This window comes from Chroococcidiopsis cubana SAG 39.79 (assembly GCF_003991895.1).
Classification (GTDB): Bacteria; Cyanobacteriota; Cyanobacteriia; order Cyanobacteriales; family Chroococcidiopsidaceae; genus Chroococcidiopsis; species Chroococcidiopsis thermalis.
The window spans coordinates 67,496-81,404 of sequence record NZ_RSCK01000005.1 but is presented as its reverse complement, the minus strand read 5'-3'; the positions used below and the strand labels follow the sequence as shown (position 1 = coordinate 81,404).

The window sequence follows — 13,909 nt, the reverse complement described above, 5'->3', positions numbered from 1 at the left end:
GGATCTGACTGGTGTGAGATTGACAGGAATTTAAATTGCAGATGCGGTAATGGGTAATGGGTAGTTGGTAGTTGTTTGCTGTTTCCCGTTCTCTATTCTCTGCTCCCAGCTCGTCCCTGCTCCCTGCTCCCTTCCTCTAGTGTTTTGATCATCCAGTGTGACTGAATTTGATAGCCTAGTTTGTGATATAGGTCTAAGGCTAGGGTATTAGATTGAAAGACTTGTAAGCCAATTTGCCGATCGCCTTTTGTTCGCGCCCAATCTTCGAGATATCTCATCAATGCTTTACCGATACCCCGTTGTCTGTATTCTGGTTTGACGTAGAGTAAGAATATATATGTATGGCGATCGCCTTTGACTTGATCTACGGCATTTCCTACCCAGAGACATGCTACTTTTTCAGGGGAGTCGGGAATGGTATTTTGACTTTTGACTTTTGAATTTTGACTTTCCTCCACCCACCATAACGGCGTATCCCTAGAAAAATATTGCTCGACGGTGCGCGCCAGATGAGCAAAGTTCTGTTCGGGGAAGATTTCTCGGTAACTCTGCTGCATGAATTGAAGTAGCAGCGATCGCTCCGAGCTAGAGCCAGGATAAATTAAGTAGCCTGGTAGTAGCTGTTGAGTCACTTCAAAGTAGGTGAGGTGCGATTGTACCTGCGGTGGCGATCGTTCTATCTAAGTTAACTTGGGCGTTGTCTGATTGAGGACTGACTTCTTCGGTAGGTGCGGGTGCAGCCATATCAGCCGGGATGAAAATACGGGCGCTGACTGCAACCAAGGCAATTAAGAATACGAGTACGACTAATAACGGGGCGATGTATTGACGGAAGATAGCCATTTTGATTGTTAGTTGTTAGTTGTTGGTTGTTGGTTGAGTGTTGTTACCAATTACCCATTACCTATTACCTATTACCTATTCCATCCTACAACTGTTGCCAGTCTTCTTCATCTAGTCCTGGTCTGGGTAGTATATACTTCGAGTTCCAAGGGGCGACGATGGGTAAAAGTAGCAATCCTGGTATAGCAGCAATTATTGTTAGTAAAAAGAAGGTTGCCCAACCTGTTGCTTTGGCAATTTCACCAGCAGGTCCAGCTAAAATATCTCTACTCATTGCCATTAAACTAGAAAATAAGGCAAATTGAGTTGTGGTAAAGCGGCGATCGCACAGGCTCATTAAGTAGGCAACAGTTACAACCGTGACTAAGCCAGCACAGAAATTTTCGATGTTAATTGCTATGACGAGTAACGAGCTATTTTTTCCGGCGATCGCTAGAATATAATAGCCTAAGTTACTCAGCAATTGTAGAATTCCAAATCCCCACAAGGCACGATTTATGCCAATTTTGGTTAAAATTACGCCACCGATTAATACTCCTACAGTTGTGGCTAAAAATCCCATTCCTCCTTGAATTGCGCCAATTGCGCTTTTACTAAAACCTAAATCTACTAAAAATGGATTTGCCATATTTCCCACTAAGGCATCTCCCAGCTTATAAAGCAAGATAAATAGTAAAATTAGAATTCCTGCCCCAATTCCTTGACGCTGAAAAAATTCTTGAAAAGGTAAGTAAATTGCCTCTTGTAATGTTTGTGGCGATCGCTCTGTGGCTATTTCCCTAGTTTTTGTTGGTAACAAAAATGATGCAGCTAACCACACTACAATTAAAGCTGCGATTATCCAATAAAATATAGGTAAAGGTAGATAACCCGTACCAACCGCTAAGAGTAGTCCTGCAATTAATCCAATTCCGCCAATTAAAAAGACTATATCTTTAACAGTAGGAGGCGATCGCTCCTCTAAAATATCGTTCTCTGGTTGGGGTGACCAAAAAGTTGTAAATAGTCCAACTCCCATCAAAGCCGCCATTAACAAATAAACAACTTGCCAAGGTAAATAATCAGCTAAAACTAAAGCTAAAAAACTCGTGACTAACAACGCCATCCGATAACCGAGTACCCAAACAGATGCCCCAGTTTCTAATTCTTGTGGCTTCAGAACATCAGTGCGATAAGCATCGCCAACAATATCTTGAGTTGCACTGAAAAAAGAAACAATCAAAGCAGTAATTGCCAATAAATTCAAGACTCGTACATCTTGAGTAGGTTGTTGAAAAGCCAAAGCAGCGATCGCGACAATTAACCCAATTTGAGTTATCGCCAACCACCCCCGCCTACGCCCCAAAAAAGGGGGTACAAATCGATCTAAAACAGGCGACCACAAAAACTTTAAAGAATAGGGTAAAGCCACCAAGCTGAACCAGCCAATGACCCCTAAATCGATATTTGACTCCTTCATCCAGATTTGTAAAGTTCGACTCGTTAAAAACAACGGCAAACCCGAAGCAAAACCCAGCAGTAGCAAAGCCGCCATCTTGCGACTTTGAAAAACTTGTAGCAGCGATCGCATTGCTGTCACTTTCAAAGACTCCTATCAGATACAACAGCATTAAATCAGCGATCGCTTTTCTGGTGGTTTCTTAATCAAACCTTTAGAATCTCACGCAAAAGACCTTTAGCGATCTTCTTTGCGACTTTGCGACTTTGCGCGACATTAATTTTCTTAAATATCTTGAGCAAACCCGCCCCTACATCACAATCGTCTCTTTTATCTGAGCCGATCGCCGCGCTGCATCTGCAACTTTCAGAGCATACAAACTTTCAGTTGGAGACACATACAAAGGCACACCCATATGTAAATGGTCTAATACCATACCTGTATCTTTAGCAAATAATCCACGTCGAGAACCAATGTCAATTTTTGTTGTTTCCTCTGCTTGAATTAAAACGCCATCATCCTTATCAAAAATTAAACCACCTTTATCGGCGTGAACCTCAAATTTGCGCTCGTTTTGCCACAAAGTTTCCCCTTTACCATAACTAACTTCGGCAATCGCTCCGCTAGTAAATCGAATTTGTGCAGTACACAAACACACTTGAAAAAATGACTCGGGATCTGTACCCCAATAACGATTTTGACAACTGATAGTCTCAACCGTACCGAATAAATCTGTAAGGCGATGGATTCTCGATAGCGCACCACATAGAGGAAAGCCAAACATCTCTTGATTGTAAGTCCAACGTCGAGGTGCGGGGCGTTGGGGATTCATCGTGCTGTAACGGGCGTAGAACGGGCTACCAACTTGCGGTAAATACTGTTTTAAGGCTTGGTGCAAGCCACCCAGTAACTCGATATGTTCGACGTGCAATAACCGATTTTGAGTTTTAGCTAGAGCAATAATTTCCTCTGCTGCCGCTACATCCAAAGCCAAAGGATATTCTACAACGACGTGCTTGTGGTTCTGTAAAGCAGCTTTGGCGATCGCTCCATGATCTGAGTTAATCGTACAGATAACAACGAGATCTATATCTTCCCTTGCTACTAACTGTTGCCAAGAATCAACCGCTTGGGCTTGATATGTCTGACTAAAAGTTGCTGTCTTTTCAGGAGTATGCCCAGCAATTGCAACGACACGCGATCGCTCGTCTCTTCCAAAAGATTCTGCTCTTAACTTCGCTGCATAGCCAGTACCTACTATTCCGATCTGAATTTGGTCATCGAGCATTGTGACGATTGTTGTGTGGTAAGGGATAAAAAGAAAAGTTTTGACTTTTGACTTTTGACTTTTGACTTTTGACTTTTGACTTTTAACTTGTTTATGATGTTCCGAAACGGCTAGTAGGTGCTGAAGTTATGCTCTGCTGCCTCAATCCCAACTGCCAAAATCCAGTTAACCCTGACGATCGGGAATATTGCTTTAGTTGTGGCACAAAGCTCGTTCCGAGTTTAGGCGATCGCTTCCGTCCAGTTTACCCCCTAGCTGGTGGTGGCTTTAGTCAAATATTTCTCGCTCAAGATCGAGATGCACGAGAATCTTACGTGGTACAACAATTAGCGTTACCTGGATCTAATAAATACTATTCCGTCTCGAATATTTTTTACTCTCTAGCGAAGAAGTTAGCACAAATTGGCGAAAACGATCGAATTTCTACTTTGTCGGCTTATTTTACCCAAGGAAACTATTTTTATTTAGTTCAACCGGCAATTGCGGGGCAAACCTTAAGACAGGAATTAGTTCAGCAAGGAACATTTAGCGAGCAACAAATTTGGGATGTCTTAGGTCAAATATTGCCGTTACTCTATTTCATCCACAAGCGCCAGATCGTTCACGGAAATATAAACTTAGAAAGTATTATCCGCCGTAATAGTGATGACAGGTTGATGTTAATTAACTTCGATCTGACCAAACAGCTATTTCATCCAAATAATTTACATCCAAACAACTCATTTGACGATGACTGGGCATTACAAACAAATCTCGATTTCTACGATTTAAGTGTAGCTTGTCTGCATTTATTATCTGGACACCCCTATTTTTCTTGGCTTCAAGGCGATCGCAACTGGAGTGCGAATTGGCAACGTCACCCGTTATTACAAGCAGTTAGTCAGGAACTCGCGCAGGCGATCGATCGGTTACTACAAAAAAAACCTCAGCAAAACTATCTTGCAGTAGCGCGATCGCTTCAGCCGATTGTACCTGCACTGACAACCCCGTTAACCGCAGTAGAAACCGCAGCTTTAGTATCCCCGCAGGCAAACACTTCAGCCACATCGCCTCAACCCACAGTTATAACTCCATCAGCAAAACCATCTAAACGGAGTCGGCTTTTAGGTGGCTGCTTTCTACTATTGCTGGCGCTAGTAGCATATTTGTATTACTGGCAACAACAGCAAGTCAATACCATAACAGGGCATACAGATGAAGTGAATAGTGTTGCCTTTACTCCTGACGGTAAAAAGTTTGCTACTGGTAGCGACGATCGCACTGTCAAAATTTGGGATGCAAATAGCTGGCGAGAAATTCGCTCGCTTGAGGAACATTTAGACTGGGTTTATTCGGTGGCGATTGGTAATGACAATCAAACCCTTGTCAGTGGCAGTAAAGATAATACAGTAAAAGTTTGGAATCTCAACACTGGGCGAGAAATCAAAACTCTACGCGGGCATAAAAGCTATGTCAATTCCGTTGCTATTAGCCCAAACGGACAAAAGATTGCCAGTGCCAGTTATGACAAGACGGCTAAAATTTGGGATCTGAAGACAGGGAAAAATATTACCCTTACAGGGCATACAGCGGAAGTTCTCACCGTTGCCATCAGCCCCAACGGACAGAAGCTAGTTACTGGAAGCGGCGATAAGACTATGAAAATTTGGGATTTAAACCATAATCCAGTCAAAGAATTGCGCACCCTCAGAGGACACAAAGGTGCGGTTTGGTCTGTTGCCATTAGTCCAGATAGCCAGAAACTTTACAGCGTCAGCGACGGCACGACGATCGCAGTTTGGAATCTCAACACTGGTAGAGCAATTCGGACGATCGCAGGTCATACTGCCGATATCAATCTCGTTGCGGTGAGTCTAGATGGGCAAACAATCGCTACGTGTAGCGACGATCGGACAATAAAGCTGTGGAACGTCATTTCAGGCGCAGAACTCGCCACGTTTAAAGGGCATACAGCAGCAGTTTGGGCTGTAGCATTCAGCCCCGATGGACGCACGTTGGTAAGTACGAGCGAGGACAAAACAGTTAAGGTGTGGCGCGTACCGCAATGAGGGGAGAATTCGGAATTCTGAATTATGCACTTGTGACTTGCGACTTTTGACTTGTCCCCGTCCCTGACAGCTCGTCATTTGACAAGGAGTACATTTTTTTTAGTATATTTTCAGTATATTTTGGGTATTTCTACCCTAGAAATAATTAGTCAGGGAAGATAAACCAAAGGAGAAGAAACTTTCCTCAATTTTCTTGATACAAGTGATAGAGATTCTCAATTAGCTTGCAACAATGTTTGAATGACTTTATACTCTCTTGTGAGGCAATTCTTGTTTTTCAGACCTCCACTCAAGCGCAAACCTACCTAATTACATTCTGAAATATAGATCTTACGCTCGTCAATAATGCCATCTACCATACCTAAAATCTGAAACCTACACCTGGAAATGCTTATGTCATCTCTCTCACCAACGATTACTATAGCTGAGAATTTATCTCAGCAAATGTTCAAGCGTCATGACTCAATTCCCCTAAAATCGGAGATGCTATTGCATATCGAGCGGGGAGTTGTTCGCACTGTCACTTGGAGTGAGGAGGGAACAGTAATGACATTGGGGTATTGGGGTACAGGTGATGTCATCGGTCAGCCTTTGTCGAATATCCAACCTTATCAAGTTGAGTGCATTACAAGTGTAGAAGTCAGTTACGTTCCCTCGTACCAAAGAGAATGGGTATTGACGGCAATTTGCCATCACGTACAACAAGCAGAGGAACTACTAAGTATTATTCGCCAAACCAACGCCCGCGATCGCCTGCTACAAATGCTACTGTGGTTAGCGCGTAAGTTTGCCCGTCCTGTGGAACGCGGACGGCTAATTGACCTACGCCTGACTCATCAAGAGATCGCAGAATTTATTGGTATGACTCGCGTATCCGTGACGCGCCTGCTATCTCAGCTCGAACAAGAAGGTATCATCGATCGCCCCCGCCGCCATTTCATTGTCTTATTAGATCGTCAAACTAAATTTGCCTGATCTATAACGATTTATGATTAGCTTATGGTGGGCATTGCCCACCATATTAACCTCTACTTTTCAACAACAGTTCTGATAAAATCAAGGCAATATTCCAAGCATCATCCCCACCGCGATGATGCGTGCCTTCGAGGGGAAAATTGAGTTTTTCTAATGCTTCTTATCTTCGCATTGTCTAGAGCTGAAACCTATGGTTTGAAATACTTGCTGTTCTGGTTCTGGAGGTAAACTAGCTGCTGCTTTTCGATCTTCGGCTGCACCTTTTTTGTCACCAATGCGATCGCGTGCCATAGCTCTTTTAGCATATGTTGTAGCAGCTGATTCTGGATCGAGTTGAATGGCTTTTGTATAATCAGCGATCGCACCTCGATAATCTCCTATCGCAAACAGCGCCTCGGCTCTACCGTAATAATTAAATGCAGAGGAAATCGTTCCATTACCAAATGTAATTGCTTGCGTATAATCGGCGATCGCACCCTGCTTGTCTCCCGACTTGTATCTCAACCAAGCGCGACTGCTATATGCTGAAAGCTCGCAAGGATCTAACTGAATAATTTGAGAATAGTCCTCAATTGCTCCCTGGCGATCGCCAATTTTCAAACGCGCAGCAGCTCTGTTCGTATATGCAGCTTTGTCATTCGGCTTCATCTTAAGTGCTTGAGTATAATCTTCTATAACTGCTCGATAATCTCCGGCTGCTTCATGAATCTGAGCTTGATACGTATAAGTACCAGCTGCATCGGGATGAACGTTATCGGGATGAGTTAATTTAAGCCGCCTGACTTGGCTGAGATCGGCAACTGCTCCTTGAAAATCCTTCATGTTTTGACGTGTTAATGCCCTATAAAAGTAGAGCATGGCATCATTAGGATTGAGGCGAATTGCTTGCGTGTAGTCTTCAATTGCTCCTTGAAAATCTCCTCTTCCTTCGCGGTTAAGAGCGCGATAGCGATATGTGTCGGCGTTATTCGGTTGAACTTTAGCAGCCTGTACTTCATCGGCTAAAGCTCCTTGTGGATCTCCTAGAGCAGATCGGAGTCTAGCCCGTTGTAGATATGATAAGGCATCTGTTGGATTCAGTTGTAAGACGCGATCGAAATCTGCTAACGCTCCCTTTTTATCCTGTAGTTCGCTCTCGCGGAGATTAGCTCTGCTGAAATAAGCTGCAACATGATTGGGATTGAGTCGAATTGCTTGGTTAAAATCTTCAATTGCTTGTTCCACTTCACCACTATTGCTGAGAATCTCGCCTCGCTCGTAGTACGCATCAGCATAATCGGGTTTGAGTTGAATTGCTTGAGTTAAATCTTGAATTGCTCCTTCACTATCGGAATTCTCATACTCACCATCTTCATCTGGTTGATAACGAGTTAATGCTCTTTGATAATAAGCTTCAGGATATTGAGGTTTGAGTCGAATCGCTTCCGTATAATCAGCGATCGCTCTTTCATAATCTCCTCGCTTAGCCTTTACCAAACCTCGTTGGTAAAAAGTTTCAGCGTCCATAGAAGCAGGTTTTTTAGAGTTTTTAGAAACCGATCGAGCAATATTGAGATAAGTTTTAGCAGCAGTATTCTCTTGAGTAGAAGGTAATGGAGCGTTACTCATGGGTAATATTTGCCCAAAAGCGATCGTGGCTATTCCCACAGAGGCGATCGCGTTAAATACTAAAGTCATTACCTAAATACAAAGTATAAATAATTACTTAGAGTATTATGCCATATGTTTAGTTAGAAACTGCGAGAGGAGATATTAATGACAGTTGATAGCAGCCATACCCAAGAAACTTCTTTCTACATCGCCGTGGTTTTATTTGAATCATCAAGCGCGACAAACGATCGACCTTTATACGAGGAATGTTTTATACTTATCCAAGCGAATTCTTTAGAGGAAGCTAGAGAAAAGGCTTTGCTTTACAGCCGCCAACAAGAATGCAGCTATCAGAATCAGTACAATGACACTATCACTTGGACTTGCAAGCAGATAATTGATGTAAATTCAGTTTTGTACGATGATTTTAGCAACGTTACGGAAATCTATGCCCGACATTTTCGGAATTACGAAGCATATTGTCAATTCGAGCCGTTATTATCAGGCGAAGAACTTTAATTTCTTGCTTGTAGAAACGTTATATCCTCTGTAGAGACGTTACATGTAACGTCTCTACACTAGGGATTGCAACAATATTCCGCTCGAAATTGTTCTACCACCCGATCCAAACCTACGGAATGAGCAGCCTTAAATAAAATGCGATCGCCTGCTTTCACTCCTCCTTTCAACCGCTCGACTAATTCCACATGGGTAGCACAACGCTCTACAGGTATACCCGTTGCACTCTGCGCGATCGCTTCTGCATCCGTACCATCTACCAAAACCAGCAGTAAATCTAAATTTAACTGCCGTGCCATTGTCCCAACTTTCTGATGTAATTCTCGCGATCGCTCTCCCAATTCTTTCATCGCACCCAACACCGCAATGTGTCGCTTTCCTGGTGTTTGTGCTAGTAGTTGTAACGCTGCTAGCATAGCTTCTGGTGCAGCATTATAACTCTCATCTAAGATTACCACGTCATCTGCTAATTCATAACGTTGCGATCGCCCTGATGGCATATCGACAGTTAAACCTGTTTTTAGCACCGACCAATCGATCTGCAACACCTTTGCTACTGCCAGAGCTGCCAAGAAATTGACGGCATTGTGTCGTCCTGGTAAGGGTAAAGGCAACTCTAATCCTGCTACTTTTAAAGTTTGAGAATCGAGTAATTCCCCTCGAATGTCTCCCCCTTCTAAACCGTAGGTAATAGTTTTTCCCTGCCATACGGTGTTAGCAGTAGAAATTAAGCGAGAATTATCGTAGTTGAGAATTGCCACGCTATTTTGAGGCATTTCGGCTAATAGTTCGCATTTTGCTTGCGCGATCGCCTCTTCAGAACCCAAGCGTTCAATATGTGCCGTGCCAACATTAGTAATGACACCAATAGTAGGACGAGCAATTTGAGTTAATAGGGCAATTTCACCCCTTCCTCGCATTGCCATTTCGATGACGGCAAAGTCATGCTGAGTATCCAGTCCCAACAATGTTTTTGGTACGCCGATTTCGTTGTTGAAATTTGCATGGGTTTTGAGGACGTTGCCTTGAGTTCCCAAGACAGCTGCAATTAACTCCTTAGTGGTGGTTTTACCGACAGAACCAGTCACACCAATAACAGGCATATGAAACTGACTGCGCCACCAAGAGGCAATTTGTTGATACGCCTGAAGGGTATCTCGTACCTGCAATACAGGTAAATCACCTTGATAGTGTCCGTCAACAATTGCTGCGATCGCACCTTTTTCAACTGCCGTTGCGACAAATCCATGTCCGTCGAACTTTTCCCCTCGCAAAGCCACAAATATATCTCCAGGCTTGAGGCTGCGCGTATCGGTGTTAATTCCCGTACAAGTTGAAGCTAACGCATTGTCAGAAAGATGTTGTGGCTTAGCAGCCAATAGAGAAATGAGTCGAGCGAGAGTGGCGTGGAAAGACATATTGGAGAAGTCGTAAGTCGTAAGTCGTAAGTTGGGAAAGGTTATAGGGGGTGTAGGCAAATTTTGACTTTTAGCTTTTGGCTTTTGACTTCTTCCCTAACCCTTACCCCTTACTCTTCACTAAAGCTGCTTTTGCATTGTGATTTAATAACAGTTTGCCATCGGCATCAATGCTAAAGTCTACACCAGGAATAAATTTTTGGTTAATTAACTGCTTGTAAAACGCTAAATTGGTAATTTTTCTAATTTCCTGCATGAGATCGGCAGGAATCATCTGTTCTATAGTCCAGAAAACTGCATCGACATCAAACCAGAGGATACGCTCAATACCGACAAGCAACAAACCAGCTAATTCTTCACTTGTCAGTTTTGTTCTCAAATCGTCAATGATATCGCTACCAATCTCTGAATTACGAGTCATCATGACTCTAGCGATTCTGGCAATTTCTGTTTCCAATTGTAAAGGGTTGCGATCGAGCATTTGACTTCCTGGGATATAGAGCTGAAGCTAAACCGAGCAAAAACGTGCTGATGGTTTTGCTAAGTATATCCAAATTAGGAGACAAATAGACCCTAAGATAGATGATTAATTTGTGTAGCTGCGAAATTTATTTGTCCAAGCTTCAACGAAAATTGATGCGGTACATTTTAGGAGTGACTCCTGTTTGCTGCCGAAACCATTTGCCTAAATGACTGTGACTGCTGAAACCACACTGCAAAGCAATGTCCATAATGGATAGTTCGGTTTGTTGGAGTAACTGCTTTGCCAGTTCCACCCGTTGCTGAAGCACGTATTGGTGAGGGGTAACTTGTATCGATCGCTTGAAGAGGCGGCTGAAATGAAATGGACTCATACCGAGTAATTGAGCTAAATCGGATAAGGTAATGTCGTCAGCCAGATGAGCATTAATGTAGTCCGCGACTTTTAGCAGTTGGCGATCGCTCAATCCCCCATCATATAGAGCTATATTACGCTTGACAGCCACGTAATTTCTGAGTAAATGCACGGCTAATACATTTGTCAGTGACTCAACATAAAGTTTTCCTGCCAGTCCCCCAGTTGTGAGTTCGGCAAGCAGCATCATGCTAATTTGTTCGATCTGAGGATTTCGAGCGCGGAACTCAGGCAATAGCTCAACGCGATCGGGATCGAGCTTGAGTGTATCTTGGGCAACCTGTTGGAAAAACTGAGATGCTAGCTGAATTCTTAAAATTCTGTCTTCGTCATTTCCCTGACAGATTAGTACGGCTTCAGCAGGGGTAATAGAAATATCGCCTTGGCTGAAAAGACCGCTATGACGACGATCTCCAAGTGTTAGTGACAGACGGGACGGACGACGATTTAAAGATACACAAAGGGTATGACTAGTTAAATTTTGATAGGTTTCTTGCCCTGGAGGATATCGAAATTCCTCAACCAAAATATTTTTCCAACCATACGCTTGACTCGAATAGATTGGCGGATAAAGATCGGTGTTAAGCTGAACGATCCTCGTGGGCGATCTCTCTAAACCTGGCATCTAGTTACCCAATCTCTTACACCTTCAATTATCAGTCACAGGTCACTGATAACTGAATAACTGATTCAAAGTCGCCGCAAGATTGTGATAGTCGCGCAAGGTTTGAGTAGTCCAGAATTTTCGACTTGGCTAAATTGTAGGGTACGAGCAACTACTACAGCAATAAAGCATTAGGAGATCTGATGGCACGTATTCTACACATTGATTCCAGTCCGAGAGGAGAGCGATCCCATTCTCGCAGGCTCACCAGAGAATTCGTTGAGGCTTGGAAACAAACTCACCCAGATGATATTGTTACCTATCGCGATGTCGGGCGCAATCCCGTTCCTCATGTTGACGAACCGTGGATTGCAGCTGCTTTTACACCGCCAGAACAACGAACCCCTGAATTACAAGAAGCAATTCGGATTAGCGATCGCTTAGTGGATGAATTCTTAGCCGCCGATCTCTATATCATTGGTATTCCCATGTACAACTTCAGCGTTCCCAGCACGCTCAAGGCTTACATTGACCAAATTGTACGCCCTAGACGAACATTTGTGTTTGAACCAGAGGATGCTGCAAATCCTTACAAACCACTAGTACTAGGTAAGAAAATGTTTATCATTACGGCGCGAGGTGATTCTGGCTTTGGAAGTGGCGAACGTAATGAAAAGCTGAATCATCAAGACCCTTATTTAAGAACGATCTTTGGATTTATTGGCATCACCGACATCAGCTTTGTTTCTGTTGAGAATGATGAGTTTGGTGGCACGAGTTTGGCTAAATCGATCGCCAACGCTCAAGCAAAAATTGCCGAGTTAGTTGCAGCATAGAAGAGCTTTTACAGCTCTTGAGTCACAAACATGCTTAAATTCTGGCGATCGAGTCGAAGCCTTTTTGTAAGTGTCTGAGCCGATCCCAACTCGATCGCATCAAACGAATACTATCACAGCCATTACACCCCTGCTGGGAAGAGATTATCTTGACTTAAGGAATGGATGATGCTCTTTTTCAATTGATTCGATAACTGCTAATCCAATGGCAGAAGCCGATAAAAGCAGTACTACAGAAACCAGATAGGCGTTGACAAAAATGCGTAAGGCTGTATCGAAAAAAATGTACGTAGTCATTTTTACTTGCTTTGGCTCAACTTAGGAGTTGATGCGATTGACTTTTCTATTTACCCATTTGTCTAGGTGAGAGTTCCACCGAGAGATTACTGTAATTAATTTTCTTTTTAGATACCACCTCTGTGATTGTACGGAGGGAAGCTGACAGTGACTAGTGGCGCTTTGGTTAGTGACTAGTTAATTCCGTCTCCTGACTCCCTAAAAAAGACACCGTTCGATTGTAGCTACTACAGATTGAGACAGGGCAGGGAGATCGTAACCTCCTTCTAGACCGAAGACAATCCGGTGAGTAATCTTAAGACAAAATTCCGTAAATAATCCGTAATCTTGCGGTTGCAGGTACATTTCTGCTAAAGGATCGGCGGCGTTAGCGTCGTATCCAGCACTGACAATCAGTAGATCGGGTTGAAACTGAGTTAAAAATGGCATCACTTGAGTCTCAAACACTGGTTGGTAGTCAGCAATCGTGCTACCTGGGGGGAGGGGTAGGTTGAGGACGTTGTTGTGCGCGCCTGTTTCGGCAGCTGTACCAGTGCCAGGGTAGCAGGGAGACTGATGTAAGGAGCAAAAAGCGATTTGGGGGTGATTCTCGACGATCGCCTGAGTCCCGTTACCGTGGTGTACGTCCCAATCTAGAATTGCCACGCGCTCGATATTGGGTTTTTCTAAGGCATAATGAGCGGCGATCGCCGCGTTGGAAAACAAACAAAATCCCATGCCGCGATCGCTTTCGGCGTGGTGTCCAGGGGGACGAGACAGGACAAAAGCAGGATTATTTGTTGCTAGCGTGTAATCGATCCCATCCAACCATGCATTAACTGCTAATAGTGCTACATCGTAGCTACGGGGAGATACAGGAGTATCGAGATCCAAATAGCCGCCGCCTTGGGTGGCAAGTTCTCGAACAGATTGGATGTGATGGGGTGAATGGACTTTTTCCAACCACGCGATCGCCCTTTGGGGGTCTGTCACAGGCGATCGCCATTCTAGTTGGTGAGCAAAGCTAGTATGTTGTAAAGCAGATGCGATCACGCTGATGCGTTCTGGTTTTTCTGGGTGAAACCGTCCCGTTTTGTGTTCGAGAAACTCGTCAGAATAGATGACAGCCAACATATCTAAATCCTAATTGATTCTCAGATTAGCGCGATATGGTTGTCA

The 13,909-nt window shown here is 43.6% G+C and carries 14 protein-coding genes and 1 pseudogene; 4 read left to right on the top strand and 11 right to left on the bottom strand.

Annotated elements, in window-relative coordinates; genetic code table 11:
• Window positions 1–92 precede the first annotated feature (92 nt).
• The 4 genes from DSM107010_RS05070 to DSM107010_RS05055 form a co-directional block, all read right to left on the bottom strand.
• Complete coding sequence (locus DSM107010_RS05070; protein ID WP_106166059.1) at window positions 93–632, bottom strand: GNAT family N-acetyltransferase; 540 nt, start codon at window positions 630–632, stop codon at window positions 93–95.
• Between the two features lies 1 nt (window position 633).
• On the bottom strand, window positions 634–843 hold the full coding sequence (locus DSM107010_RS05065; RefSeq protein WP_106166058.1) for a hypothetical protein: 210 nt from the start codon (window positions 841–843) through the stop codon (window positions 634–636).
• 85 nt (window positions 844–928) lie between these two features.
• Complete coding sequence (locus DSM107010_RS05060; RefSeq protein ID WP_041462464.1) at window positions 929–2,413, bottom strand: AmpG family muropeptide MFS transporter; 1,485 nt, start codon at window positions 2,411–2,413, stop codon at window positions 929–931.
• 178 nt (window positions 2,414–2,591) lie between these two features.
• On the bottom strand, window positions 2,592–3,569 hold the full coding sequence (locus DSM107010_RS05055; protein WP_015154661.1) for a Gfo/Idh/MocA family protein: 978 nt from the start codon (window positions 3,567–3,569) through the stop codon (window positions 2,592–2,594).
• A gap of 128 nt (window positions 3,570–3,697) precedes the next feature.
• On the opposite strand from DSM107010_RS05055, the gene DSM107010_RS05050 reads away from it, so the two are divergent.
• Window positions 3,698–5,617 carry a protein kinase domain-containing protein gene (locus DSM107010_RS05050; protein ID WP_106169080.1) on the top strand — a complete coding sequence of 640 codons (1,920 nt, stop codon included), beginning with the start codon at window positions 3,698–3,700 and terminating at the stop codon, window positions 5,615–5,617.
• Between the two features lie 393 nt (window positions 5,618–6,010).
• Window positions 6,011–6,592: a Crp/Fnr family transcriptional regulator gene (locus DSM107010_RS05045; RefSeq protein WP_015154663.1), complete on the top strand. Its 582-nt coding sequence runs from the start codon at window positions 6,011–6,013 to the stop codon at window positions 6,590–6,592.
• Window positions 6,593–6,638: 46 nt separating this feature from the next.
• Here DSM107010_RS05045 and DSM107010_RS42840 read toward each other — a convergent pair.
• A pseudogene (locus DSM107010_RS42840) lies at window positions 6,639–6,752 on the bottom strand (DNA polymerase III); the annotation flags it as partial.
• Window positions 6,743–8,098 carry a tetratricopeptide repeat protein gene (locus DSM107010_RS05035; protein ID WP_409197239.1) on the bottom strand — a complete coding sequence of 452 codons (1,356 nt, stop codon included), beginning with the start codon at window positions 8,096–8,098 and terminating at the stop codon, window positions 6,743–6,745. The pseudogene DSM107010_RS42840 and the gene DSM107010_RS05035, both read right to left, overlap by 10 nt.
• A 249-nt stretch (window positions 8,099–8,347) precedes the next feature.
• On the opposite strand from DSM107010_RS05035, the gene DSM107010_RS05030 reads away from it, so the two are divergent.
• Complete coding sequence (locus DSM107010_RS05030) at window positions 8,348–8,701, top strand: DUF4288 domain-containing protein (protein WP_106169082.1); 354 nt, start codon at window positions 8,348–8,350, stop codon at window positions 8,699–8,701.
• Between the two features lie 59 nt (window positions 8,702–8,760).
• Here the strand turns inward: DSM107010_RS05030 and DSM107010_RS05025 are convergent, their stop codons facing one another.
• The 3 genes from DSM107010_RS05025 to DSM107010_RS05015 form a co-directional block, all read right to left on the bottom strand.
• A complete protein-coding gene (locus DSM107010_RS05025; RefSeq protein ID WP_106169083.1) occupies window positions 8,761–10,119 on the bottom strand; it encodes a UDP-N-acetylmuramoyl-tripeptide--D-alanyl-D-alanine ligase in 1,359 nt (452 codons plus the stop codon).
• Between the two features lie 103 nt (window positions 10,120–10,222).
• The gene (locus DSM107010_RS05020) at window positions 10,223–10,600 is read right to left on the bottom strand and encodes a hypothetical protein (RefSeq protein ID WP_015154668.1); all 378 of its coding nucleotides are present in this window, start codon (window positions 10,598–10,600) and stop codon (window positions 10,223–10,225) included.
• Window positions 10,601–10,742: 142 nt separating this feature from the next.
• The gene (locus DSM107010_RS05015; protein ID WP_127022493.1) at window positions 10,743–11,639 is read right to left on the bottom strand and encodes a helix-turn-helix domain-containing protein; all 897 of its coding nucleotides are present in this window, start codon (window positions 11,637–11,639) and stop codon (window positions 10,743–10,745) included.
• A gap of 182 nt (window positions 11,640–11,821) precedes the next feature.
• Here DSM107010_RS05015 and DSM107010_RS05010 point away from each other — a divergent pair, with 182 nt between their 5' ends.
• Complete coding sequence (locus DSM107010_RS05010) at window positions 11,822–12,454, top strand: FMN-dependent NADH-azoreductase (protein ID WP_106167592.1); 633 nt, start codon at window positions 11,822–11,824, stop codon at window positions 12,452–12,454.
• A 144-nt stretch (window positions 12,455–12,598) separates the two neighbouring features.
• On the opposite strand, the gene DSM107010_RS39395 is transcribed toward DSM107010_RS05010, so the two are convergent.
• Together DSM107010_RS39395 and DSM107010_RS05005 are read right to left on the bottom strand one after the other, a co-directional pair.
• Entirely contained in the window at window positions 12,599–12,751 is a 153-nt protein-coding gene (locus DSM107010_RS39395; RefSeq protein WP_015154671.1) for a hypothetical protein, read from the bottom strand.
• A 198-nt stretch (window positions 12,752–12,949) separates the two neighbouring features.
• Window positions 12,950–13,864, bottom strand: a complete 915-nt coding sequence (locus DSM107010_RS05005) for a histone deacetylase family protein (RefSeq protein ID WP_106167591.1) — start codon at window positions 13,862–13,864, stop codon at window positions 12,950–12,952.
• Window positions 13,865–13,909: the final 45 nt, after the last annotated feature.

Coding starts and splice junctions, on each gene's coding strand:
- DSM107010_RS05055 (WP_015154661.1), bottom strand. CDS start 3,569: ATGCTCGATGACCAAATTCAGATCGGAATAGTAGGTACTGGCTATGCA.
- DSM107010_RS05005 (WP_106167591.1), bottom strand. CDS start 13,864: ATGTTGGCTGTCATCTATTCTGACGAGTTTCTCGAACACAAAACGGGA.
- DSM107010_RS05050 (WP_106169080.1), top strand. CDS start 3,698: ATGCTCTGCTGCCTCAATCCCAACTGCCAAAATCCAGTTAACCCTGAC.
- DSM107010_RS05025 (WP_106169083.1), bottom strand. CDS start 10,119: ATGTCTTTCCACGCCACTCTCGCTCGACTCATTTCTCTATTGGCTGCT.
- DSM107010_RS39395 (WP_015154671.1), bottom strand. CDS start 12,751: ATGACTACGTACATTTTTTTCGATACAGCCTTACGCATTTTTGTCAAC.
- DSM107010_RS05015 (WP_127022493.1), bottom strand. CDS start 11,639: ATGCCAGGTTTAGAGAGATCGCCCACGAGGATCGTTCAGCTTAACACC.
- DSM107010_RS05020 (WP_015154668.1), bottom strand. CDS start 10,600: ATGCTCGATCGCAACCCTTTACAATTGGAAACAGAAATTGCCAGAATC.
- DSM107010_RS05065 (WP_106166058.1), bottom strand. CDS start 843: ATGGCTATCTTCCGTCAATACATCGCCCCGTTATTAGTCGTACTCGTA.
- DSM107010_RS05010 (WP_106167592.1), top strand. CDS start 11,822: ATGGCACGTATTCTACACATTGATTCCAGTCCGAGAGGAGAGCGATCC.
- DSM107010_RS05030 (WP_106169082.1), top strand. CDS start 8,348: ATGACAGTTGATAGCAGCCATACCCAAGAAACTTCTTTCTACATCGCC.
- DSM107010_RS05060 (WP_041462464.1), bottom strand. CDS start 2,413: ATGCGATCGCTGCTACAAGTTTTTCAAAGTCGCAAGATGGCGGCTTTG.
- DSM107010_RS05035 (WP_409197239.1), bottom strand. CDS start 8,098: ATGGACGCTGAAACTTTTTACCAACGAGGTTTGGTAAAGGCTAAGCGA.
- DSM107010_RS05045 (WP_015154663.1), top strand. CDS start 6,011: ATGTCATCTCTCTCACCAACGATTACTATAGCTGAGAATTTATCTCAG.